Origin of the sequence: Bradyrhizobium sp. dw_78 (assembly GCF_018449525.1) — a bacterium.
Classification (GTDB): domain Bacteria; phylum Pseudomonadota; class Alphaproteobacteria; order Rhizobiales; family Xanthobacteraceae; genus Bradyrhizobium.
The window spans coordinates 239,622-260,630 of the sequence record NZ_JAAVUS010000001.1 but is presented as its reverse complement, the minus strand read 5'-3'; the positions used below and the strand labels follow the sequence as shown (position 1 = coordinate 260,630).

Genomic DNA, 21,009 nt, shown 5'->3' with positions numbered 1-21,009 from the left:
CGGCGAACGTCTGCTAAAAAATCTGCCGGAATTATCGGGAGGAGCGCAAGCGTGGCGGACGAATCGACCATCCGGCAGGGAAAACCGGGCCCGCAGGGCCCGCGCGGACGTCAGGGCGAACCCGGACGTCCCGGACCGCAGGGTCATCCCGGCCGGCGCGGAGCCGACGGCGCACGCGGCAAGCCGGGACCACAGGGCAAGGCCGGCGCTCAAGGCAAGCCCGGTCCGCAAGGGCCTCGCGGTACACAGGGAGCGCGTGGCGAAGCTGGCCTGCGTGGCGAACCGGGACCGCGTGGCGAGCCCGGCCCGCCCGGCCAATTGCCTTCGATCGAACAGGTGATGCCGTGGCTGCATCTGGTCTTCGATGCCTGGGAAGATCACAGGCGCATGCGCGAACGCGAAGCGCGGGAAGCTGCCGAGCAGGAAGCCGTGGAGCAGGAAACCGGGGCGGCGCTCAACGACACGGTATTCAACGAACCGGAATTCGGCGATGCGGATGATGACGACGGCCACCGCGAGAAGAAAAAGAAGAAGCACAAGCACAAGGACAAGAAATGATCCGGAACCCGGCAGGCATGGCCGCCTCAAACCTCACGGGCGCGGCGCGGCGCTGCGTACCTTGCCGAAGTGCTTGGCGAGCCAGAAAGCCATCACCAGCGCGCCGGCAAAGCCTGCGATGCACAGCGGCCACGGCGGCGGCAATTCCGGCGGAAAGAAAACGTGCAGCAGCATGCCACCGATGGCGAGATTGAACAGGCCCCAGAGCACGTTCATGACCGCGGAGGATTCGCCGATGCCGGGCGGCGAAGCAAAGGGCGTCTGAAACCGGTTTCCGCAGATACCCTGTATGGTGTGCGGAATGGCGTTGGCGAGGAAAGCTCCCGCGAAGAACCAGGCGACATAGGTGTACCAGCCCATCGGACTCCCCCCCTTTTCCCGCACCGCGATTGCCGCGGCCAACATCAAAAGGCGGCCGGGCGCGTGGTCCCGACCGCGGCTCCCAGCGCCGGGGCGAAGGAAGCGGTTCCAATCTCCGGTTGCATCAAAAATATAGAATTACCTTGGAGGGCGGCCGAACGCAACGACGCGCGGGCCGGAAAGCGCGTGACGCGGCTGCGGCCTGTTGTCCGGCCAGCGCCGTACGCTAGGCGCCCAGCATCCGCTGCGTCGCCAATTGCGATTGGCTATCCAAACCGCAGCCTCGAGCGTTCCCTTGCCTTCTCCGCTTCGATTACGCGGTCGCGCACCGGCGCATGGGTGTGCAGCGAGGTTAGCAGCCTCCGGGCAGCTTCCGAGACCTCAGCGACAGCGCGATCGAATGCCGCTTCATTGGGCTGCGATGGCTTGTTGAAGCCCGATAGCTTGCGCACGAATTGCAAGGCCGAAGCCTTGATTTCGTCCTCGGTCGCGGGCGGTTCGAAATTGAACAGCGTCTTGATGTTGCGGCACATGGATTTCTCCTCTGCCTGGCCGGGTGGACCTGATCGCCCTGCCCGAGGACGATCGGCCGGCGTAAAATTCTACACCGCCGCCGATTTTGTCATAGAATGGACAGTGCGTTCAGCCCTGTTTCCCGCCAGCACAAAGCGGGTATTGAAAAGCGAGTTCCGGAAATGTCCCATGTGATCTACAAGATCGTTCGGCACGACAGCGGCTGGGCCTATACCGTCAACGGCGTATTCTCGGAAACCTTCGCGACCCATGCCGCCGCGCTTGCCGCGGCCAGGCACGCCGCCGCCGAGCAACGAACGCCGGGACGCACCGAGGCGATCGAATATGAGACGGCCGACGGCCAATGGCACACCGAAACGGCCGCCGGGAACGACCGCCCCGAAACCGACATCGAGGACAAGGCGTAACGATTTCCTCACGCCGTCGGCATCCGTCAAAAAATTTTGCAGCGATCCGCATGATCTCGAGTCTCGGCTCGTCTCACGCGGCGTGATAGATTTTTGCCCTAACGGCCCGCGTCACGAGGCCGTGGCTCTTGGAGAAACGGCGTTGAGAGAAACATCATGGGGTTTTCGCGCGCAGCACTATCGGCGGTGTTTGCCATGACGTCATTGGCCGCCGTCGCGGCGGACTATCCGGCACCGAAACAAGGCGACTGGACCGCAAGGGATTTCAAGTTCCACAGCGGCAAGATGATGGCGGAGCTCAGGCTTCACTACATCACCATCGGCGAGCCGGCCGGCCAGCCGGTGCTGGTACTGCACGGCTCGGGCGGGTCGGCGGCGAACATGCTGACGCCGGCTTTCGCGGGTCAACTGTTCGGCCCCGGCCAGCCGCTCGACGCCTCGAAATATTACATCATTCTTCCCGACGGCCTCGGTCACGGCAAATCGTCAAAGCCTTCCGATGGCCTAAAGACGAAATTTCCGAAATATGATTACGCCGACATGGTCGACGCGCAATATCGGCTGGTCACCGAAGGTCTCGGCATCAAGCATCTGCGGCTCGTGATCGGCAATTCGATGGGCGGCATGCATGCCTGGATCTGGGCCACGCGCTATCCGAAAGCAATGGACGCGGTGGTGCCGATGGCATCGCAGCCGACCGCGATGGCGGCGCGCAACTGGATGCTGCGGCGGATGATGCTGGAGACCATCCGCAACGATCCCGATTACGACGGCGGCAATTACGCGGTGCAGCCGCGCATGATGAAATATGCCGTCAACATGTTCCAGATCGCGGCCAGCGGCGGCACGCTCGGCTACCAGACACTGGCGCCGACCACCGCCAGGGCCGACCAGCTGGTGGACGATCGGCTGGCAACCCCGGTCACGGCCGATGCCAACGACTTCGTCTATCAATGGGAAGCTTCGCATGATTACGATCCGTCCGGCGGCATGGAGCGGATCGAAGCCACGCTGCTGGCGATCAACGCCGCCGATGACGAGCGCAATCCGCCGGAGACCGGCGTTACCGAGGCCGCGATCAAGCGCATCAGCAACGGCCGGCTCTATCTGATCCCGGCAAGCACCGAGACGCGCGGCCATCTCACCACCGGCAACGCCGGATTTTATGCGCAGCAATTGCGCGAATTGCTGCAAACGACGCCGCAGCGCGGGACGTGATATCGCGTCGAATTCTCTCGAATGATAGTCGATCGAATTGTCGGAAAAAAGGAGCATTGATTTTCGCATCGCATCCATCGGCGATGGCGCGCTATCGCTCATTTTTTGAGCGTGCATCCGCGCGGCGGCTCGGGCCTAATTCACCGGATCGCTGGATTCGCTTGAGCGCCGGGAAAGCGCGGGGCCAGGCGAGGAGGAAGCAACGTGGAGGATCGCATGCGACGGTTCACGCAGATCGCTTTGCTCACGTGTTGGTCCGCGCTGGCGGGCGCGGCGTTCGCCTTTGACAACGGGCAATATGCGAACGTGCCTCCGGAAATCCGGGCCTGGTTCAAGGGCGTGGTCGCGCCGAACGGCGTGCCCTGCTGCGATATGGCCGATGGCCATCGCACCGAATATGATTTTCGCAACGGCGCCTATTGGGTGCCGATCGAAGGTCAGTGGATGGCGGTGCCCGACCATGCCATCGTGCGCGACCGTGGCAATCCGGTCGGCCAGGCCGTGGTCTGGTACGTACATCACGGCGGCGGTATCGTCATCAGTTGCTTCGTGCCGGCCGATGCGGTCTGACCCGATGGCCGCACAGCGCGCCCCGCAAAAAACGCAAAACCGCTGATAATTTCTGTGAGATCATTTCGGAGAAAGCCATTGACCGACCTCCTCGCCAGTGACCTTGCCAAGATCTATCCGACGCCGACGCAACGCGTGATCGAGAAGGCGCGGCCGCAACTCGACATCCACTCGACAAACTTTATCGAGATGTCGCCGTTTTGCGTGCTGGCGACATCGGGCTCCGACGGCAGCGTCGACGCCTCGCCGCGCGGCGGCAATCCCGGCTTTGTGCATGTCGCAGGTCCCGACCGGCTATTGATGCCGGATCGCTCCGGCAACAACCGGATCGACAGTTTCAGGAATATCGTTGAGGGCTCGGGTTTCGTGCAGCTGATCTTCTTCGTGCCGGGCATCGACGAGACGCTACGCGTCGGCGGCAGGGGCTCGCTCTCGGCCGATCCGGACCTGCTGGCATCGATGGTGGAGTTCGGCAAACCACCACGTGCGGTGCTGAGCGTCACCGTACAGGAGGCCTATTTCCATTGCGGCAAGGCCTTGATGCGCTCGAAACTGTGGTCGCCGGACATTCGTGTGAAGCGCGAAGTATTTCCCAGCATCAGCACGGTGATCCACGACCAGACCAGTCTCGGCGAACCGGAAAACCAGGACGTGGTCGAAGCGCGCTACAAAACGCAGCTTTAAAGGCAGCGGCCCCTCGAAGCGTTCCGGGCCAGAGGTCGACGGCCGAACTAACCTTCCTTCGAAAACTCGCTCTCGAGCCCGCCGACGTGCTTCTGCGTGTAAAGCTCGATCCCGATCCGCGTGATCAAATCGAGCTGGGTTTCGAGGAAATCTATGTGGTGCTCCTCGTCCTTCATCAGATCCTCGAACAGGTCGCGCGAGACGTAATCCTTGACGCCGTGGCAGTAGGTCGCGGCCTCCTGGTACAGATTGCGCGCGCTGATCTCGGCCGCCAGATCGCACTCGATGATTTCCTTGACGTTCTGGCCGATCCGCAAGGGATCGAGCACCTGCATGTTGGGAAATCCATCGAGGAACAGAATGCGATCGGTGAAGCGGTCGGCGTGCTGCATCTCCTCGATGGATTCCTTGCGCCAGACCTTGGCCATCTCCAGCAAGCCCCAGTTGTTCAGCACCCGGAAATGCAGCCAATACTGGTTGATGGCGGTGAGTTCGTGCCGCAGACCCTTATTGAGATAATCGATGACCTTTAGGTCGCCCTGCATGATGAACTCCGCTTGAAAGGCCCGAATCGGCCTTATGAACACTATTTAGAACGTTTCTAAATGAGTTTAAGGGCGGGAGCAACCCATTTTGCGGGCAGCAAAATGGAGGGGACGCAAAAGCGACCAAAATTCAATAAATCGGGAAAATCTCAGACGGCGCCGGCCAGAGCGGTCCCGGCATGGCCGTGCATGCCCGTCTCGCTGTGGGCGCAGCCTGCCCAACAGCCTTCGGCGCAACCACCCAGGGCCTCGTCCAGAATGGACTTGAGCGTGCGCGCGCAGCGACCGCACTCGGCGCTGCAGCCGAGGCATCCGTAGAGTTGCTTGGCATTGCGGGGAATATCTTCCGAGCCACTGACCGCGTTGCGGACGTCGTGATCGGTCAGAACATTGCAGGAGCAAACAATCATGAAAATGCCAAGGCTCGCGGGATCTCTTCAAGTTCTGACTTTCTCGATATTGAAGACCGGGACCGGATGCAAAAGGAAAAGCCGCGTTTTTAAGCTATTCCAAACTAGCCATTTACGAACTCTGGAACGACTCTAAAGTGCCTGTGGTACAGGCACAAAACGCACGCAGCTGATTTTCCATATCGCTCGTTGCAATCGTTTCCAGCGGCGCTGTGTTCACCTTCATCGCCGCAGCATTTCCGCGTCCACCGTCGCCGCGATCATGTCACCACGCGCGGCAAACCCGCGCTGTCATACCGCACCATCACGATAGCGTTTTCGAGCAAAGCGGCTTCCGGTTCGTGTGAAGAAAACGCGTCGAAACAGAAGAGCAGAGCCTGCGTCATGATCGCAGCCGGCATGGACTGACCGGGACGGACGGCTGGTGCCGCGCAAGGGCCGTCACACTGATGGCGGTTCGTTACCGAATATGACGGCCCCGTTCATTGATCGTTCAAGCGGAATATGGAAGCTTTGCTGTGACAGATCGCTTTCTGTCCCCGTCCATTGAGACTTGCCCATTGAGAAAGGTGAAGCCATGAGGAAAATTTTGATGGCGCTTGCGGCCGTCTCCACCCTCGCCATTTCGGCTGTGGCGCCCGCGCCGGCCCACGCCCAGCGTGGCGTTGGCGCTGCGATCGCCGGCGGCCTCATCGGCGGCGCCATCATTGGCGGCGCGCTGGCCGGCCCCCGCTACTATGGACCCGGCTATTACTACGGACCCGGCTATGGCTATTACGGTCCAGGCCCGGCTTATGTCGCCGGCCCCGGCTACGGCCCATGCTACTGGCAGCGGCAGCGTTTCTGGGACGGCTATGGCTGGCGGATTCGCCGCGTAAGGGTTTGCGGTTGAAGCCCGTTCACCTTCATTAAATCGGCGCCATACTCCCCGGAAACCGGGCGTTCCCGGGGATGTCATTGGAAATTGGCCTGAAAAAACCGTTTTTTCGGCCCAAGGGCTTAACCACGTTTACTTTCGATTGACTGTTGTGCGCTTTTTAGCGAGACGGCCACTTTCGAATACGGCGTGTGAGTTGATCCTAAACCCGGCGCTGACTGAAGGCGCCATCTCCAGGAGAGCACAAGACATGAAGAAGACCTTTGCTGCCCTCGCCGCGGTTGCGACCCTCGCGGGTTCGCTCGCGACGACTCCCGCGAGCGCACAGCGTGGCCTCGGCGCTGCTGTCGCCGGCGGCCTCATCGGCGGCGCGATTGTCGGTGGCGCGATCGCCGCCAGCCGTCCGGCCTATGGCGGCCCGGTATATGTGGAAGACGCCCCTCCCCCGCCGCCGTGCCACTGGGTTCGCGAGCGCTTCTGGGATGGATACGCTTGGCGCTTCCGCCGCGTCGAGGTCTGCAACTGATCTGATCGCGCTGTGATTTCGAAAGACCCGGCTGAGATTTCAGCCGGGTTTTTTATTGTACATTCTATCGCTCAACGGCTGGAGCTGATCGAACGCAGCACGGCCTCGCTAGGCCAGCAATCCACTTTCAGCCCGGCCGATTTCTGATAAGCGCCCAGCGCCGCGCGTGTCTGCATCCCGGCCTTGCCGTCGAGCTTGTCCTTGTAAAGACCAAGGCGCGTCAGCTCGCGCTGCATCGCCTCGACATCGGCCGTGCGCAATTGCGTCGAGGCGGACCACGGCGTTGCGAACGGCTCCGGGCTCGTCATGCGGTCGCTGAGGTGGCCGACGAACAGCACATACAGATCCGAAAAATTATATTGCTTGATGACGAAATAGTTCTGCGTGGTCAGAAATGCCGGGCCGTGGATGCCCTCGGGCTGCAACAAGGATGCGGGTTGCGCGCGCTCGGCCGCGCTGAGCTTTTGCCCGCGCACCGGCACGAATCCGTCGCGCAACCATTCGCCGATCGGCTTTGTGATCTCGGGCACGCCCATCGTGCAGTCGACATTGACGGGCGCCTGAACTTCATAGGCCCAGCGCACGCCGCTCTGCCAGCCCTTGTTGACGAGCTGCTGGGCCGCGGAAGCAAGCGCGTCGGGCACCGAATGCCAGATGTCCTTGCGGCCGTCGCCGTCGAAATCGACCGCATGCTGATAGAACTCCGACGGGAGAAACTGGGTAAGACCAGTGGCGCCGGCCCAGGACGAACGCAAATCCTTGCGCGTCACGTCGCCCTCGCCGATCATCTTCAAGGCCAGGATGAATTCATTGCGGTAGGTGTCCTTGCGGCGGCCCACATAGGCCTGCGTCGCCAGCACGCGCAGCCCGTCATCAGGCAGCGTGTAGCGGCCGAAATCGGTTTCGCGGCCCCAGATCGCGAGCACCACGGTTGCGGGCACGCCGAAACGCGCCTCGATCCCGGAAAGCGCGCCCTGGTACTTCCGCAGCAGCCGCTGGCCCTCTTCCGCGAGCCGCGCGATGCTGGCTTCCCTGACATAATCCGCCGGCACCTGCACGAATTCGGCCTGCGCCGGCGCGCCGGTCGGGGGACGTCCCGGCAAGATCAGGTCGGGCAGTTTGTAATCGGGCTCGAGCCCGCGCGTTTCCGCATCGAATGTCGCGCGCGACACGCCCGCCGCCTTCGCCTCGGGCCACAGCGAGGCGATGAATTGCGTGAAGCCGGCATCGGCGGCGCGGGCGGACGACGAGCCTGCCATCATCGCCACGACCGAAAGAACAAGCAGGATGCGATGGACGGCGTTCACAGACCCGGTATCTTTCATGGTGGCCTGTCGCTGGTGGCCGCCGTTGGTGGACGCGGAAGGCGGCCTCTACTTCACCGCCACGATGAAGAGCCGCGGAAAGCGCAGCAGCACCTTGCCATCCGCCTGCGGCACATAGCTGGCGGCGAGGCGCGCGGTGTATTCGGCGAGATATTGCTTGCGCTCGGGCGCTTCCAGCGGATCGACGAACGGCCGCAGGCCCGTTCCCTTGACCCATTCCACGACCGCGGCGGCATCCGGCAGCACGTGATTATAGATCGTGTGCCAGATCTCGAGCCGCGTGCAGAATGGCTTCAAGGCATCATAATAAACCCCGGGCGCCGGAAGCGTGTCGCGCGACCGCGCCTTGTCGGCGAGTTTTTCCCGGAACGGCTCCAGCCGTGCGATCTCGCGCATCAGGACATGCGTGGGCTCGTCGAGATTGTCGGGCATTTGCACCGCGAGCACGCCCCCCAAAGGCAGCGCCCCAATCAGCCGCTGCAACTGCTTGAGATGGTTGGGCACCCATTGAAAGATCGCATTGGCGAACAGAACGTCGGTTTTTTCCGGCGGCACCCAATGAGCGACATTGGCCTCGACAAATGTCTGCTGCGGCAGACGTTCGCGCGCTTGCCGCAGCATGTCGGCGGAAGTATCGATACCGGTGACCGTGGCTTGCGGCCAGCGCTTGACCAAAAGCTCGGTCGAATTCCCCGGCCCGCAGCCGATATCGACGACCCTGCGCGCATCGGCAATCGGGATCTGCGCCAGCAAATCGCGCGACGGGCGCGTCCGCTCGCTCTCGAACTTAAGATACTGCCCTGCGCTCCAGTCCGCCATCGCAGTTCCCGGTTTATCGCGTCAGCTTCTTGTACTTGACCCGGTGCGGGATGACGGCGTCCTGCCCGAGCCGCCGCATCTTGTCCTTTTCATAATCCTGGAAATTGCCTTCGAACCATTCGACATGGCTGTCGCCCTCGAAGGCCAGGATATGCGTGGCGATGCGGTCGAGGAACCAGCGGTCATGGCTGATGATCACGGCGCAGCCGGCGAAATCCTCCAGCGCCTCTTCCAGCGCACGCAACGTATCAACGTCGAGATCGTTGGTCGGTTCGTCGAGCAGCAGCACGTTGGCGCCCGATTTGAGCATCTTGGCCAAATGCACGCGGTTGCGCTCACCGCCGGACAGCGAGCCGACCTTCTTCTGCTGATCGGCGCCTTTGAAATTGAACGCCGAGCAATAGCCGCGCGAGTTCACTTCCTTCTTGCCGAGCAGGATCAGTTCGTTGCCGCCGGATATTTCCTCCCAAACGCTCTTGCTGCCGTCGAGCGCGTCGCGCGACTGGTCGACATAGCCGAGATGCACGCTCTCGCCGACGGTGATGGAGCCCTTGTCCGGCGTCTCCTGCTTGGTGATCATCCGGAACAGCGTGGTCTTGCCGGCGCCGTTGGGGCCGATCACGCCGACGATACCGCCGGGCGGCAGCTTGAAGGTGAGATTGTCGATCAGCTCGCGATCGCCGAAGCCTTTGCTGAGGCCTTCGAAATCGACCACATTGTTGCCGAGCCGCTCGGCGACGGGAATGACGATCTGCGCGGTCTGGGACTGCTTTTCATTGGCCTGCTTCAACAGATCTTCGTAACGCTGGTAGCGCGCCTTGGATTTGGCCTGGCGCGCCTTGGGCGAGGACGCAATCCATTCCTGCTCGCGCGCCAGCGTCTTCTGGTGGGCGGCATCCTCGCGGCCCTCCTGCTCGAGCCGCTTCTGTTTCTGCTGCAGCCAGGAGGAGTAATTGCCCTCGTACGGGATGCCCTTGCCGCGGTCGAGTTCCAGGATCCAGCTTGTGACATTGTCGAGAAAATAGCGGTCATGGGTGACGATCAGGATCGCGCCGGGATAATTGCGAAGATGCCCTTCGAGCCAGGACACCGATTCGGCATCGAGATGGTTGGTCGGCTCGTCCAGCAGCAGCAGTTCCGGCTGGTCCAGCAACAGCCGGCACAGCGCCACGCGGCGGCGCTCGCCGCCGGAGAGTTTGGTCACGTCGGCATCGTCGGGAGGACAGCGCAGCGCGTCCATCGCCTGATCGACCTTGCTGTCGAGATCCCACAGGCCCTGGGCCTCGATCTCGTCCTGCAGCTTCGTCATCTCATCGGCGGTCTCGTCGGAATAGTTCATCGCGAGTTCGTTGTAACGGTCGAGGATCGCCTTCTGCTTGGCGACGCCCAGCATCACGTTTTCGCGGACGCTTAGTTTGGGGTCGAGTTGCGGCTCCTGCTCGAGATAGCCGACCCGCGCGCCTTCGGCGACCCAGGCCTCGCCATTATAGTCCTTGTCGATGCCGGCCATGATCCGCAGCAGCGTCGATTTTCCGGAGCCGTTGACGCCGAGCACGCCGATCTTGGCGTCGGGATAAAACGACAAATGGACGTTATCGAGCACCTTGCGGTTGCCCGGATAGGTCTTGGACAGACCTTGCATGAAATAGACGAACTGGCGGGCCATCGCGATCCCTTGAAACCGTTGCATTTATGGAAATTTGCTGCCGGTGATGTAGCGGCGCCACCCCCAAAGGGCAACCGCAGCGGCTGCGTTTTCCATTCATTCACTACGGATCATTACCGGGCCGAAACCATGTGCGCGCCAGATCATGACAATTGAAAGCTTGTTTTAACAGATTGGGCCAAAGCTCGTTCCCGGCGCCGAAAGCGCCCGTCATACGGCAGGAGCCGCAGGCGAGTAGCAGGGCCCGCGTCATGGCAAACGTCACCCCCGCATCCCTCCCCTCCCGGGAAGAGAACGCCCCCAAATCCGGTCTGCTCAGTGAATTCAGGGCATTTTTGTACCTGTTCTTCGTCAAGGCGTTCGATCCCTACCGGCCGGAACTATACTATATGCGAGGTCCCGGACCTGCCTGCCGCGCCAAGGAGACGGCGCTATCGCCCGCGGTCCGGTCGATGCTCGCCGAGATCCGGGCCGCCAAGGGACTCAAATCGCAGGCGCCCTCGTAACCTATCCCCTCCCTTACAGCCGTTCCTGCTGTTGCGGGCCGTTCCATGCTTGCGCGCCCGCAAATTGCGCGCGACCATGCCGTTCCCCGACGGTTCATTTGCGGCCGTCTTCATCGCCATGAACGGGCTTTTCCATGACGCGGTTGCGCTGTGCAATTCTCGACGATTATTTCGACATCACCCTGGCGATCGCGGACTGGTCGAAGATCGGGGACCGTGTCGACGTCACGGCGTTCACCGAGCCATTTGTCTCGACGGAAGCCGCCGCCAGCGCCTTGAAGGATTTCGACATCGTCTGCGCGATGCGCGAGCGCACGCCATTCCCGCGCCAATTGCTTGAAGCACTGCCCAAGCTGAAACTCCTGATCACCTCGGGCATGCGCAACGCGGCGATCGACACGGAAGCCGCAAGAGAACGCGGCGTCGTGCTGTGCGGCACGCTGTGGAAGCAGGATCCCACCGCGCCGCTGACGATGGGCCTGATCCTGGAATTGACCCGGGGTATCGGCCGCGAGAACGCGCGCATGCATGCGGGCGAGCCCTGGCAGAAATTCTGCGGCATCGAGATCGAGGGCCGGACGCTCGGCATCGTCGGCCTCGGCAAGCTGGGCAGCAAGATGGCCGGTCTCGGCAAGGCGTTCGGCATGAACGTGATCGCCTGGAGCCCCAACCTGACGCCGGAACGCTGCAAGGAAGTCGGGGTCGGTTACGCGACCAAGGAGCAATTATTCGCGACCGCCGATGTCATCACGATCCACGTGGTGCTGAGCCCGCGCTCGCGCGGCCTGGTCGGACGCGAGGATCTGGCCCGCATGAAGCCGACGTCCTATCTCGTCAATACCTCGCGAGGTCCGATCGTCGACGAGGCGGCCCTGCTGGAGACCTTGCAGCAGCGCAAGATCGCGGGCGCCGGGATCGACGTGTTCTCGGTCGAGCCGCTGCCGGTCGGTCATCCCTTCCGCAAGCTCGACAACATCGTGCTGACGCCGCATCTCGGCTACGTGTCGGAAGACGCATTCCGCGCCCATTATGGCCAAATGGTCGAAAACATCGACGGCTGGCTCAAAGGCACGCCACTGCGGACGCTGCCGTAAAAAAGAAGCTCCCGTCCCCGGCAGGGGATCGAGAGCTTCTTACCACTTCAATCGAACGGAACCGGGCCCGATAAGGGCCAATTTATAAGGGCCGCTTACCGCACCGTGACCGGCGCGCCCAGCGGCGGCACCACGGTCGGCTGGGTTCCGCCCGGAACGGCCGAGGCCTGGGCAGGCGAAGCCGGACCGGCATTCGGTCCGGGAACCGGCTGCGCCGATGCGATCGCGGCCGGATTGCCGGGCCACACCACCACGCGGGTGCCAACCTTGACCCGGTCGAACAGGTCCTCGACGTCCTCATTCAGCATGCCGATGCAGCCCGACGAGACGAACTTGCCGATCGTCGACGGCTGATTGGTGCCGTGGATGCGATAGACGGTCGATCCGAGATACATCGCGCGCGCGCCCAACGGGTTGCCGGGACCGCCCGCCATGAAACGCGGCAGATAGGGCTGGCGATCGATCATTTCCGTCGGCGGGTGCCAATCCGGCCACTCAGCCTTACGGGTAATCTTCTGCACGCCGTTCCAGGTGAAACCGTCGCGGCCGACGCGGACGCCGTAACGCATCGCACGGCCGCCACCCAGCACGTAATAAAGGTAGGTATTGGGGGTATCGACGATGATCGTTCCCGCCGGCTCCTTGGTGACGAAAGAGACCTCCTGCCGGCGCAGGTTGGGCGCGAGATCCGCGGAGCCGGATTCTGGCTGATCTTCGGGTGGCAGCACTGCCACCGACACCGGTCGGTCGCCGGCCGCCGCGGATGGCTGCCGAGCGGGGGCGGAATAGTCCGGATTCCCGACGGCTTCGGGCGGACGCAAGCCCGTGTTGCCATCGGCCGGAGCATTGCGGTCGGAATAGATCACCGGCGGCGGGCCGGCAGGACGGCCGTAACGCGGGTCGTCCGGCGACATCACAGGACCGGTTGGCGCCGACGCGCTGCGATTGGAATAGGCCGGCGGAGCGGCCATCGGCTGGCCATAGCGCGGATCGTCCGGCGACATGACCGGGCCAGACGGCGCGGCACGGTCGGAATAAGCCGGCGGCGGAGCCATCGGGCGACCGTAACGGGGATCCTCGGGCGACATCACGGGTCCCGGAGGCGGCAGCGCGGTCGAGCCCTCGCCATCATCCGACGCCTCGTCGTCTCCGAGCGAATCGAAATTCGGCGAGTTGGAGCCGCGGCGATAATCTGCCGGATCACCGCCCGGCGGATAAGGCGAATAGACGGCGCCCCGGGGCGGCGGATAGCCGTCCTGCTGCGCGTGCGCAATCGAGATACCCGCCGCGCCAGCCGTCACGGCAGCACAAATCGTCAGAATGCGTTTGATCATCATCGCCCTTGCATAGTCCCCGAGTCGACACCGGATCACTAAGGGCAGATGACCGAAGATAGCGGCGCATTCAAGACAAATCGGCCGTTTCGGACCGGGTTCCGGCATTTGTGATGGTCAACAGCGTTTTCACGCAAAGCGGTACCGTTTCGCGTCAAGAAAGCGCATCAAAATAAAAGGATAGAGCCTCGATCCTGATTTCCACCAGAACCGGGAAAGGCCCCGGATCGGAGCGTTGCCGCCAAGCCTCACCGGGCCAGGAAACGATCGCCGGCCCCGATGGAGCATCGGCCGCGGACATTTTTAACAAGCGCCGCGCGAAAACCTTGCGCTATTCTCGTTTCAGCCTGATTCGCTGCGCGCCGGGTGATTTCCCGTGCCGTGGCTATTGTCCTCACCGCGTTCCTGGCAATTCATATACCTTCGCATCGCTCGCGAAGCGGAATTTGGCGTCCATGCTTCCCGGTTTTCGCTTTCTGTTCGCCGCGATCGTCCTGTCGACGTCGATCCTGGTCTTCGGCCTCGGCGCCGCGGCGCTGTTTCGCACCGCCCACGAGGAATTCGCCAGCGCTCCGGGCTGGCAACCACCGCCCGAAACCAGACTCGCGCAGGAGCTCACCGCCACCAAGCCGGTTCTGGCGATGCTGCGCGTGGACGACGCGCCGAAATCCGATGCTCCGGCTCCGAGGGCAGAGCCGCAGCCCGCGGTGAAAGCCGAGCCGCCGGCGCCGGATCATGTTCCGGCGGTGGCGGAGCAAGGGATAGCCGCAACGGACGAATCACCGCCGACGGCCTCCACCGGGCCGCAGCCTCCATCCGAGAAGATCGCCGTGTTGCAGCCGGCGGATTTGCCGCCGCCCGCCCCCGCAAAGGCCGAGCCGATAAAGCCCGAAGTGGCAAGCCCCGAAAACCCGCCTCAGACTCAGGCGACGTCAGGCGATACGCCCATCGCCCCCGCCGAGGCGGTAAAGGCCGCCGCAGCCACGCTGGCCCCGCTGCCAATCATCGCCGAATCGACTCCGGCTACCTCCGTCGAAGCGGCCCCGGCGGCCTCTCCTGCGCCCGCGGCCGAGGCTTCGTCTCACCCTTCCGCGCAACCGGGCTCACCCGACGCCGACGGCACCTCGGCCAAAATCGCCACGCTGGGCGGCCCCCCGGTCAACATCACGGCAGAGAAAGCAAAGGCCGCCGGCGCAAAACCAGAAAAGGCCGACAAGAGCCTGGAGGAAAAACGCCAGGAGGCGCAGCGCAAGGCCAAGCGCCGCAAGATTGAGGCGGAGCGTGCCCGCCTTGCGCAACAGGCGGCGCAGCAGTTCGCCGATCCGTTCGCCCAGCCAGCCTTCGCCGCACACTAAGTCGCAGGCCCGGTGGCGACCGGCGGCCCGTCGGGCAGCCCCCATTCGGCCCACGAGCCGTCATAGAGTCCCATGCCGCGGACGCCGAGACAATAGAGCGCCAGCGTCAACACCAACGCGGAAACGCCCGAGCCGCAGGTCGTCACGATCGGCTTGGCCGTATCGACGCCGGCGCCCGTGAATGCCTTGCGCAGTTCGTCGAGCGGTTTCATGGCGCCGGTCCTGGGGTCGAACAGATCGGCGTAAGGCACGTTGCGGCTGCCGGGGATGTGGCCGGAGCGGCGGCCGGGCCAAGCTTCGGCGACCGCGCCCTCAAAACGCGGGCGCGGCCGCGCGTCGACCAGTTGCTCTTGCTTCGTTTCGAGATTACCGACCACCTGCTGCTGGCTTCGGATGAAGTTCGGATCGAGCTTGGCCTGGAACTGTCCCGGCTTCGGCGTCACCGGCCCGGACTGCACGGGACGGCCTTCGGCGCGCCATTTCAGCAAGCCGCCGTCCAGCACTTTCACGTTCGGATGACCGAACGACAAAAACATCCACCATGCCCGGGGCGCCGCGACCCAGCCACCGGAATCATAGGCCACCACGGTATCGTCAGAAGAAATGCCGAGCGCCGCGACATCGCGGGCGAACTGCCCGGCGTCCGGAAACATATGCGGCCGCGGATCGCCGGGAGCAGCGATGGTGTTGACGTCGAAAAACACCGCACCCGGAATATGCGCGGCCAGATAATCCTCCGCCGGCAGCGGCGTCACGCCAGGCATCTTGTAGGACGCGTCGATGATCCTGACCTTTCCGTCGTCGAGATGCGCGGCGAGCCAGTCGGTCGAGACAAGCGGATCGTCGGTCGTGGTCATGATGCTACCTTGTTGTCATTCCGGGATGCGTGTGCAGCACATAGACCCGGGATCCAGAAGTTATTGAAAAGAGATTCACCGATGTGCCATCGTACATCGTAGTTCGCGCTTTACGCGCCCCGGAATGACGCAAGAGAGAATTTTCAATCCTTCGGTTTCTTCGGTTCATATTTCTCCACCGGCCCGCCGGCGTCGCGCCAGGCGGCAAAACCGCCGCCGATATGCGCCACCGGCTTCAGGCCCATGTCCTGCGCGGTCTTGGCCGCAAGCACCGAACGCAGGCCGCCGGCGCAGTGAAAGATGAACTTTTTGTCCTGCTGGAAGATCGGCTTGGCGTAAGGGCTTGCCGGATCGATCCAGAATTCCAGCATGCCGCGGGTGCAGGAGAACGCGCCGGGAATCCGGCCGTCGCGCTCGATCTCGCGGGGATCGCGGATATCGACGATCACGACATCCTCGCCCTGCGCGGCCTTGATCGCCTCCGGCGCGCTGAGCGTTTCGATCTCGGCATTAGCCTCGTCGATCAGGGCCTTGATACCGCGGTGAATGGTCTGGGGCATTTATTGTCTCTCCCTTCTGCGTTCTTGCCGTCATTCCGGGGCGCGTCGAAGACGCGAACCCGGAATCTTATCGATTTTCGCAACATCGAGATTCCGGATCGCCGCCTCGCGTCGTCCGGAATGACGGCCGCGTTGTTACCGCACCAATTCCCTCATCGCATTCTCCAGGCCTTCGATCGTGATCGGGAACATCCGATCCGAAAACAGCCGGCGAATGATGGTGGTCGATTCCGAATAATCCCAGTGCCGCTGCGCCACTGGATTGAGCCATATCGCGTGCGGATAGGTGCGCGTGATGCGCTCTAGCCAGACCGATCCCGCCTCTTCATTGACATGCTCGACCGATCCGCCGGGCACCATGACCTCGTAGGGCGACATCGAAGCGTCGCCGACGAACACCACCTTGTAGTCGTGCGGATATTTGTGCAGCACCTCCCAGGTCGGGGTGCGGTCGGTGAAGCGGCGCTTGTTCTGCTTCCACACGCCTTCATAGAGGCAATTGTGGAAGTAGAAATATTCCATGTGCTTGAATTCTGATTTCGCCGCAGAGAACAGTTCCTCGACCTGCTCGACATGCGAATCCATCGAGCCGCCGATATCGAAGAACACCAGCACCTTGACCGCGTTGCGCCGCTCGGGACGCATATGCACGTCGAGATAGCCGTGATTGGCGGTCTCCTTGATCGTGGTGTCGAGATCGAGTTCATCCGGCGCGCCGGTGCGGGCGAATTTGCGCAACCGCCGCAGCGCGACCTTGATGTTGCGAATACCGAGCTCGACATTGCCGTCGAGATCCTTGAACTCGCGGCGATCCCACACCTTCACCGCGCGATTGTTGCGGTTCTTTTCCTGGCCGATACGGATGCCTTCGGGATTGTAGCCATGCGCGCCGAACGGCGAGGTGCCGGCGGTGCCGATCCACTTGTTGCCACCCTGATGCCGGCCCTGCTGTTCTTTGAGGCGCTGGCGCAGCGTCTCCATGAGCTTGTCCCAGCCCATGGCCTCGATCTGCTTCTTCTCTTCCTCGGTGAGATATTTTTCCGCAAGCTTCTTCAGCCATTCGGCCGGAATGTCCGCCTTCTCCATCGCATCGAGCAGGTTCTCCAGCCCCTTGAACACGGTGCCGAACACGCGATCGAACTTGTCGAGGTTGCGCTCGTCCTTCACCAGCGCCGCGCGCGACAGATAGTAGAAATTCTCCACCGACTGCCCGGCGAGGTCGGCGTCGAGCGCCTCCATCAGCGTCAGATATTCGCGCAGGGACACCGGCACCTGGGCATCGCGCAGAGATGTGAAGAATTGCAGGAACATGGCTTACAGATTGCCCGCCGGCCCCTGTCCGTCAAGGGGCCTCCGCACGTCCGGGGCCTAGACCTCCGGGCTAATTCAATTACTATCGGGCCAGAAGGCTTCAATCCCGCAACGACCGCCGATCTACGGCTGGGACGCAGGCTGCCGTTCCAGACACGTCAAAGCGCGCATATTCCGCGCCAAAGAAAACAAGGCAAGGATTCGATGAAATTTACCGGTACAAAGGATTACGTCGCGACCGATGACCTCAAGGTCGCCGTCAATGCCGCGATCGTGCTGGAGCGCCCGCTTCTGGTCAAGGGCGAGCCCGGCACCGGCAAGACCGTGCTGGCGGAGGAAGTCGCCAAGGCGCTCGGTGCGCCGCTCCTGACCTGGCACATCAAATCGACCACCAAGGCGCAGCAGGGACTCTACGAATACGACGCGGTGTCGCGCCTGCGCGACAGCCAGCTCGGCGACTCCCGCGTCACCGACATCGGCAATTACATCAAGCGCGGCAAGCTGTGGGAGGCGTTCACCGCCGAACAACGGCCGGTGCTTTTGATCGACGAGATCGACAAGGCCGATATCGAATTCCCCAACGACCTTTTGCTTGAACTCGATCGCATGGAGTTCTTCGTCTACGAGACCGGCGAGATGATCAAGGCCAAGCTGCGTCCGATCGTGATGATTACCTCGAACAACGAAAAGGAATTGCCCGACGCCTTCCTGCGCCGCTGCTTTTTCCACTACATCAAGTTTCCCGAAATCGACACCATGAACAAAATCGTCGAGGTGCATTTCCCCGGCATCAAGAAGCGGCTGGTGGAAGAAGCGTTGCGGATTTTCTTCGAGGTGCGCGAAGTGCCGGGACTGAAAAAGAAGCCGTCGACCTCGGAGCTGCTGGACTGGCTGAAATTGCTGCTGAATGAAGACATCACGCCGGAAATGCTACGGGAGCGCGATCCGCGCAAGCTGATCCCGCCGCTGCACGGCGCGCTCCTGAAAAACGAGCAGGATGTACACTTGTTCGAACGGCTGGCGTTTCTCAGCCGCCGGGAAGTGTAGCGCATGATTCAACTCCGTTGAACCATGCCCAATCCAATGATGCTTATCGCGCCTTTTCATTCAGTTGATAGGTGAGATGCGCCTTCACCGTCGGCCACTCGCCGGCGATGATGCTGTAGACGACTGTATCGCGCAGCGTGCCGTTGGGCGCGATCTGATGGCTGCGCAGGATACCGTCCTGCTTGGCGCCGAGCCGCTCGATGCCGCGCCGGCTCTGGTGATTGAAAAAATGGGTGCGGAATTCGACCGCGATGCAATCGAGTTTTTCAAAAGCATGCGCGAGCAGCAGCAATTTGCACTGCGTATTGACCCCGCTGCGCTGCACGCGCGCGGCATACCAAGTCGAGCCGATCTCGACGCGCCGGTTCGGCGCATCGACGTTCATATAGGTCGTCATGCCAGCGATCCTGCCCTCGGCGTCGAACACCGTGAATGGCAGCATCGCCCCCGCCGCCTGCAAGCCGAGCCGGCGATCGATTTCCTTGCGCATGTCCTCGGGGCGCGGAATGAACGTGTACCAGAGCTTCCACAGCTCGCCGTCCTGCACCGCCTCGGTCAGGCCGCCCCAATGGTCCGGCGACAGCGGCTCAAGCCGCGCCTGCGCGCCGTTCAAGGTAATCGGTTCAAGCCAGGGCATTGTTATCATCTCTCCTCATCCTGAGGAGCACACCATATCCGTCATTGCCGTGCAATGACGAGGCCCTCATGCTTTTTGTCATCAGATCACTTGTTCAGGAAATTCAGCGGCAGGCCGGGCCGCGTCCAATCCATCGCAATCAACTCGCCCTTGCCGGACAGCGTGATGTAGGCGGTCTTCAGTTCGGGTCCGCCAAAGGCGATGTTGGTGGTGACGCGGTCACCGGTCGGGACCTGCTCGACGAGCGTGCCGTCGGGCGCGATCACCGAGATGCAGCCCGAGACCAGCGTCGCCACGCAGACATTGCCGGAAGCTTCCACCGCGAGCGAATCGAACATCTGGTAGCCGCCGAGGCCGGCGACCGGCCTGCCGCGCTCGCCGCGATAGATCACGTCGTGCGGCCGGACCGTGCCCGGCGCCGACAGATCGTACGCCCAGAGCCGCGCCGTCGGCGTCTCCGCGACATAGACGGTGTTTTCGTCCGGCGACAATCCGATGCCGTTGGCGGGCAGCATGCCCAGCACGGCCTCGACGATCTCGTTGGCGACCGGCTTGACGTAATAAACCGCGCCGACATCCATGTCGCGGGCGCGGCGCTTGCCAAGGTCGCTGAACCAGAGCCCGCCATGTTTGTCGAACACGAGGTCGTTCGGCCCCCTCAAGGGATGCTCGCCGCATGTGTGGACGACGGTCTCGATCTTGCCGCTCTGCAGGTCGACGCGCTGGATCGAACCGCCGATATAATCATCGGGCTGCGGGCCCGGCATGATGGTGTTGCGCGTCGGAATCCAGCTGAAGCCGCCATTGTTGCAGATGTACATCTTGCCGTCGGGCCCGAGCGCCGCGCCGTTGGGGCCGCCGGGAATTTCCACGATCACTTCCTTGCGCCCGTCCGGCCAGATCCGCGTCAGCCGCCGGCCGCGGATTTCGACCAGCACCACCGATCCATCCGGCATCGCCACCGGGCCTTCGGGAAATTCGAGACCTGTGGCGAGCACGCGAATATTGGGCATCAAAATCCTCCCGCTTGTTGTTGGTCGCAGGCGGATTTCAGGCTCGATTCCGCTGGCACAACCTTTTGTTGCGCCAAGTTATGACAAACTCGATATGGCTTGCCAAGCGAGCCCGGCCGGCGGGACCGCGCAGGGCAGCGTTGCCGATGCGCTGGTCTTCAATCAGCAATCAGCCCCCATCTCGCCCCGCTATCGCCGCTCAGTTACTTCGCGCCGTCCTTCGCGGGCGTCGGCGCATTATCCTTTGCTGCCGGCGCCTCGGCTTTCTTCTGTGCCGCCTGCAAGTCCTCCACCGCCTTCTGCAAACTGACGACAGCCGCCTTCAGGCCATCGATCTGCCGGCTCGCGGCGTCGAGCTTTTGCTGATGATCGGCGGCCATCCTGTTGATGGTCTTTTGCAGGAAATCGACATTGCTTTGCAGGCAACTGGTGCGCCGTTCCATGGTCTTTTCGACGGTGCAGATTTCGATGCCGGGAACGTCCTGGGCGGCGGCTTTACCCGATGTCATCAGGCAAGGCGCCACAACGAGCAGCGCGAGAACGATCCGGTCCATCATTGAAAAATCCTTATCCGGCCGCGCCGGGGCCTCGGTTCCGACCGTATCGGAACCGAGGCCCGATCCATTGTACTGGCGCATTTTGTTAACGCGAACCGGCACTTGGCTCGCTCGAAAATGCCGTGGCGTGGTAAATTTGTCGCGAGTCGGGTGTGGGAAGCCAAAGATTATCACAGTGCTACCTCATTCGCGCCTTGAGGTTTGCGGACATATGCCAAGGGGCGGGGCGCTGCCACAGG

Annotated in this window: 26 protein-coding genes; 11 read left to right on the top strand and 15 right to left on the bottom strand. The window is 62.5% G+C overall.

From position 1 onward, the window contains the following. The first annotated feature begins 51 nt into the window (after positions 1 to 51). A complete protein-coding gene (locus HB630_RS01205) occupies positions 52 to 558 on the top strand; it encodes a collagen-like protein (RefSeq protein WP_213769547.1) in 507 nt (168 codons plus the stop codon). A gap of 33 nt (positions 559 to 591) precedes the next feature. Here HB630_RS01205 and HB630_RS01200 read toward each other — a convergent pair whose 3' ends face one another. Together HB630_RS01200 and HB630_RS01195 are read right to left on the bottom strand one after the other, a co-directional pair. Then, entirely contained in the window at positions 592 to 963 is a 372-nt protein-coding gene (locus HB630_RS01200) for a hypothetical protein (protein WP_213769545.1), read from the bottom strand. A 221-nt stretch (positions 964 to 1,184) separates the two neighbouring features. Continuing rightward, a complete protein-coding gene (locus tag HB630_RS01195) occupies positions 1,185 to 1,451 on the bottom strand; it encodes a DUF2277 domain-containing protein (RefSeq protein WP_213769544.1) in 267 nt (88 codons plus the stop codon). 162 nt (positions 1,452 to 1,613) lie between these two features. Between HB630_RS01195 and HB630_RS01190 the strand changes: the two genes are divergently transcribed. From HB630_RS01190 to HB630_RS01175, 4 genes are all read left to right on the top strand, one after another. Continuing rightward, entirely contained in the window at positions 1,614 to 1,859 is a 246-nt protein-coding gene (locus HB630_RS01190; RefSeq protein ID WP_213769543.1) for a DUF2188 domain-containing protein, read from the top strand. Between the two features lie 156 nt (positions 1,860 to 2,015). Then, entirely contained in the window at positions 2,016 to 3,077 is a 1,062-nt protein-coding gene (locus tag HB630_RS01185; RefSeq protein ID WP_213769542.1) for an alpha/beta fold hydrolase, read from the top strand. A gap of 216 nt (positions 3,078 to 3,293) precedes the next feature. Next, positions 3,294 to 3,647 (top strand): hypothetical protein, encoded by a 354-nt coding sequence (locus tag HB630_RS01180; protein ID WP_213769541.1) that lies wholly within the window; start codon positions 3,294 to 3,296, stop codon positions 3,645 to 3,647. A gap of 78 nt (positions 3,648 to 3,725) precedes the next feature. Next, positions 3,726 to 4,331, top strand: a complete 606-nt coding sequence (locus tag HB630_RS01175; RefSeq protein ID WP_213769540.1) for an MSMEG_1061 family FMN-dependent PPOX-type flavoprotein — start codon at positions 3,726 to 3,728, stop codon at positions 4,329 to 4,331. 47 nt (positions 4,332 to 4,378) lie between these two features. On the opposite strand, the gene bfr is transcribed toward HB630_RS01175, so the two are convergent. The 3 genes from bfr to HB630_RS28585 all read right to left on the bottom strand — a co-directional run bounded on the left by bfr (position 4,379) and on the right by HB630_RS28585 (position 5,672). After that, positions 4,379 to 4,876, bottom strand: coding sequence for a bacterioferritin (bfr, locus tag HB630_RS01170; protein ID WP_213769539.1), 498 nt, complete (start codon positions 4,874 to 4,876; stop codon positions 4,379 to 4,381). A 149-nt stretch (positions 4,877 to 5,025) separates the two neighbouring features. Continuing rightward, the gene (locus HB630_RS01165; RefSeq protein ID WP_213769538.1) at positions 5,026 to 5,286 is read right to left on the bottom strand and encodes a (2Fe-2S)-binding protein; all 261 of its coding nucleotides are present in this window, start codon (positions 5,284 to 5,286) and stop codon (positions 5,026 to 5,028) included. A gap of 260 nt (positions 5,287 to 5,546) precedes the next feature. Then, positions 5,547 to 5,672, bottom strand: coding sequence for a hypothetical protein (locus HB630_RS28585; protein ID WP_276571575.1), 126 nt, complete (start codon positions 5,670 to 5,672; stop codon positions 5,547 to 5,549). A 191-nt stretch (positions 5,673 to 5,863) separates the two neighbouring features. On the opposite strand from HB630_RS28585, the gene HB630_RS01160 reads away from it, so the two are divergent. Both HB630_RS01160 and HB630_RS01155 read left to right on the top strand, forming a co-directional pair. Beyond that, positions 5,864 to 6,178 (top strand): hypothetical protein, encoded by a 315-nt coding sequence (locus HB630_RS01160; RefSeq protein ID WP_213769537.1) that lies wholly within the window; start codon positions 5,864 to 5,866, stop codon positions 6,176 to 6,178. 235 nt (positions 6,179 to 6,413) lie between these two features. Next, positions 6,414 to 6,689, top strand: coding sequence for a hypothetical protein (locus HB630_RS01155; protein WP_213769536.1), 276 nt, complete (start codon positions 6,414 to 6,416; stop codon positions 6,687 to 6,689). 71 nt (positions 6,690 to 6,760) lie between these two features. Here the strand turns inward: HB630_RS01155 and HB630_RS01150 are convergent, their stop codons facing one another. Genes HB630_RS01150 through ettA form a run of 3 tightly spaced genes read right to left on the bottom strand, consistent with a single transcriptional unit; the run spans position 6,761 to position 10,499 of the window. Next, the gene (locus tag HB630_RS01150; RefSeq protein ID WP_213769535.1) at positions 6,761 to 8,014 is read right to left on the bottom strand and encodes a lytic murein transglycosylase; all 1,254 of its coding nucleotides are present in this window, start codon (positions 8,012 to 8,014) and stop codon (positions 6,761 to 6,763) included. Positions 8,015 to 8,062: 48 nt separating this feature from the next. Beyond that, a complete protein-coding gene (gene tam / locus HB630_RS01145) occupies positions 8,063 to 8,833 on the bottom strand; it encodes a trans-aconitate 2-methyltransferase (protein ID WP_213769534.1) in 771 nt (256 codons plus the stop codon). A 13-nt stretch (positions 8,834 to 8,846) separates the two neighbouring features. Then, positions 8,847 to 10,499 carry an energy-dependent translational throttle protein EttA gene (gene ettA / locus HB630_RS01140; RefSeq protein ID WP_213770665.1) on the bottom strand — a complete coding sequence of 551 codons (1,653 nt, stop codon included), beginning with the start codon at positions 10,497 to 10,499 and terminating at the stop codon, positions 8,847 to 8,849. Between the two features lie 251 nt (positions 10,500 to 10,750). On the opposite strand from ettA, the gene HB630_RS01135 reads away from it, so the two are divergent. Together HB630_RS01135 and HB630_RS01130 are read left to right on the top strand one after the other, a co-directional pair. Next, positions 10,751 to 11,005, top strand: a complete 255-nt coding sequence (locus HB630_RS01135) for a hypothetical protein (protein WP_213769532.1) — start codon at positions 10,751 to 10,753, stop codon at positions 11,003 to 11,005. 134 nt (positions 11,006 to 11,139) lie between these two features. Next, a complete protein-coding gene (locus HB630_RS01130) occupies positions 11,140 to 12,099 on the top strand; it encodes a D-2-hydroxyacid dehydrogenase family protein (protein WP_213769531.1) in 960 nt (319 codons plus the stop codon). Between the two features lie 95 nt (positions 12,100 to 12,194). Here HB630_RS01130 and HB630_RS01125 read toward each other — a convergent pair whose 3' ends face one another. Continuing rightward, a complete protein-coding gene (locus tag HB630_RS01125) occupies positions 12,195 to 13,436 on the bottom strand; it encodes a L,D-transpeptidase (protein ID WP_249780593.1) in 1,242 nt (413 codons plus the stop codon). Positions 13,437 to 13,888: 452 nt separating this feature from the next. Between HB630_RS01125 and HB630_RS01120 the strand changes: the two genes are divergently transcribed. After that, positions 13,889 to 14,788, top strand: a complete 900-nt coding sequence (locus HB630_RS01120) for a hypothetical protein (protein WP_213769529.1) — start codon at positions 13,889 to 13,891, stop codon at positions 14,786 to 14,788. Here the strand turns inward: HB630_RS01120 and sseA are convergent. From sseA to HB630_RS01105, 3 genes are all read right to left on the bottom strand, one after another. After that, positions 14,785 to 15,645: a 3-mercaptopyruvate sulfurtransferase gene (sseA, locus tag HB630_RS01115; protein WP_213769527.1), complete on the bottom strand. Its 861-nt coding sequence runs from the start codon at positions 15,643 to 15,645 to the stop codon at positions 14,785 to 14,787. The genes HB630_RS01120 and sseA overlap by 4 nt on opposite strands. A 143-nt stretch (positions 15,646 to 15,788) precedes the next feature. Continuing rightward, entirely contained in the window at positions 15,789 to 16,205 is a 417-nt protein-coding gene (locus HB630_RS01110; RefSeq protein ID WP_213769526.1) for a rhodanese-like domain-containing protein, read from the bottom strand. Between the two features lie 135 nt (positions 16,206 to 16,340). Continuing rightward, a complete protein-coding gene (locus HB630_RS01105) occupies positions 16,341 to 17,516 on the bottom strand; it encodes a VWA domain-containing protein (RefSeq protein ID WP_213769525.1) in 1,176 nt (391 codons plus the stop codon). Positions 17,517 to 17,720: 204 nt separating this feature from the next. Between HB630_RS01105 and HB630_RS01100 the strand changes: the two genes are divergently transcribed. After that, positions 17,721 to 18,563, top strand: a complete 843-nt coding sequence (locus HB630_RS01100) for a MoxR family ATPase (RefSeq protein WP_213769523.1) — start codon at positions 17,721 to 17,723, stop codon at positions 18,561 to 18,563. 43 nt (positions 18,564 to 18,606) lie between these two features. Here HB630_RS01100 and HB630_RS01095 read toward each other — a convergent pair whose 3' ends face one another. From HB630_RS01095 to HB630_RS01085, 3 genes are all read right to left on the bottom strand, one after another. After that, on the bottom strand, positions 18,607 to 19,200 hold the full coding sequence (locus HB630_RS01095) for a GNAT family N-acetyltransferase (RefSeq protein WP_213769522.1): 594 nt from the start codon (positions 19,198 to 19,200) through the stop codon (positions 18,607 to 18,609). 86 nt (positions 19,201 to 19,286) lie between these two features. Next, positions 19,287 to 20,213, bottom strand: a complete 927-nt coding sequence (locus tag HB630_RS01090; RefSeq protein ID WP_213769521.1) for an SMP-30/gluconolactonase/LRE family protein — start codon at positions 20,211 to 20,213, stop codon at positions 19,287 to 19,289. Between the two features lie 203 nt (positions 20,214 to 20,416). Beyond that, positions 20,417 to 20,770, bottom strand: a complete 354-nt coding sequence (locus HB630_RS01085) for a hypothetical protein (RefSeq protein WP_213769519.1) — start codon at positions 20,768 to 20,770, stop codon at positions 20,417 to 20,419. Between the last annotated feature and the right edge of the window lie 239 nt (positions 20,771 to 21,009).

Bases quoted from the DNA above. Each gene is read 5' to 3' on its own strand.
- HB630_RS01110 (WP_213769526.1), bottom strand. From the start codon at position 16,205: ATGCCCCAGACCATTCACCGCGGTATCAAGGCCCTGATCGACGAGGCT.
- tam (WP_213769534.1), bottom strand. From the start codon at position 8,833: ATGGCGGACTGGAGCGCAGGGCAGTATCTTAAGTTCGAGAGCGAGCGG.
- HB630_RS01155 (WP_213769536.1), top strand. From the start codon at position 6,414: ATGAAGAAGACCTTTGCTGCCCTCGCCGCGGTTGCGACCCTCGCGGGT.
- HB630_RS01185 (WP_213769542.1), top strand. From the start codon at position 2,016: ATGGGGTTTTCGCGCGCAGCACTATCGGCGGTGTTTGCCATGACGTCA.
- HB630_RS01135 (WP_213769532.1), top strand. From the start codon at position 10,751: ATGGCAAACGTCACCCCCGCATCCCTCCCCTCCCGGGAAGAGAACGCC.
- HB630_RS01195 (WP_213769544.1), bottom strand. From the start codon at position 1,451: ATGTGCCGCAACATCAAGACGCTGTTCAATTTCGAACCGCCCGCGACC.
- HB630_RS01150 (WP_213769535.1), bottom strand. From the start codon at position 8,014: ATGAAAGATACCGGGTCTGTGAACGCCGTCCATCGCATCCTGCTTGTT.
- HB630_RS01105 (WP_213769525.1), bottom strand. From the start codon at position 17,516: ATGTTCCTGCAATTCTTCACATCTCTGCGCGATGCCCAGGTGCCGGTG.
- HB630_RS01200 (WP_213769545.1), bottom strand. From the start codon at position 963: ATGTTGGCCGCGGCAATCGCGGTGCGGGAAAAGGGGGGGAGTCCGATG.
- HB630_RS01085 (WP_213769519.1), bottom strand. From the start codon at position 20,770: ATGATGGACCGGATCGTTCTCGCGCTGCTCGTTGTGGCGCCTTGCCTG.
- bfr (WP_213769539.1), bottom strand. From the start codon at position 4,876: ATGCAGGGCGACCTAAAGGTCATCGATTATCTCAATAAGGGTCTGCGG.
- HB630_RS01095 (WP_213769522.1), bottom strand. From the start codon at position 19,200: ATGCCCTGGCTTGAACCGATTACCTTGAACGGCGCGCAGGCGCGGCTT.
- HB630_RS01130 (WP_213769531.1), top strand. From the start codon at position 11,140: ATGACGCGGTTGCGCTGTGCAATTCTCGACGATTATTTCGACATCACC.
- HB630_RS01125 (WP_249780593.1), bottom strand. From the start codon at position 13,436: ATGATGATCAAACGCATTCTGACGATTTGTGCTGCCGTGACGGCTGGC.
- HB630_RS01165 (WP_213769538.1), bottom strand. From the start codon at position 5,286: ATGATTGTTTGCTCCTGCAATGTTCTGACCGATCACGACGTCCGCAAC.
- HB630_RS28585 (WP_276571575.1), bottom strand. From the start codon at position 5,672: ATGACGCAGGCTCTGCTCTTCTGTTTCGACGCGTTTTCTTCACACGAA.
- HB630_RS01120 (WP_213769529.1), top strand. From the start codon at position 13,889: ATGCTTCCCGGTTTTCGCTTTCTGTTCGCCGCGATCGTCCTGTCGACG.
- HB630_RS01090 (WP_213769521.1), bottom strand. From the start codon at position 20,213: ATGCCCAATATTCGCGTGCTCGCCACAGGTCTCGAATTTCCCGAAGGC.
- ettA (WP_213770665.1), bottom strand. From the start codon at position 10,499: ATGGCCCGCCAGTTCGTCTATTTCATGCAAGGTCTGTCCAAGACCTAT.
- HB630_RS01190 (WP_213769543.1), top strand. From the start codon at position 1,614: ATGTCCCATGTGATCTACAAGATCGTTCGGCACGACAGCGGCTGGGCC.
- HB630_RS01100 (WP_213769523.1), top strand. From the start codon at position 17,721: ATGAAATTTACCGGTACAAAGGATTACGTCGCGACCGATGACCTCAAG.
- HB630_RS01180 (WP_213769541.1), top strand. From the start codon at position 3,294: ATGCGACGGTTCACGCAGATCGCTTTGCTCACGTGTTGGTCCGCGCTG.
- sseA (WP_213769527.1), bottom strand. From the start codon at position 15,645: ATGACCACGACCGACGATCCGCTTGTCTCGACCGACTGGCTCGCCGCG.
- HB630_RS01160 (WP_213769537.1), top strand. From the start codon at position 5,864: ATGAGGAAAATTTTGATGGCGCTTGCGGCCGTCTCCACCCTCGCCATT.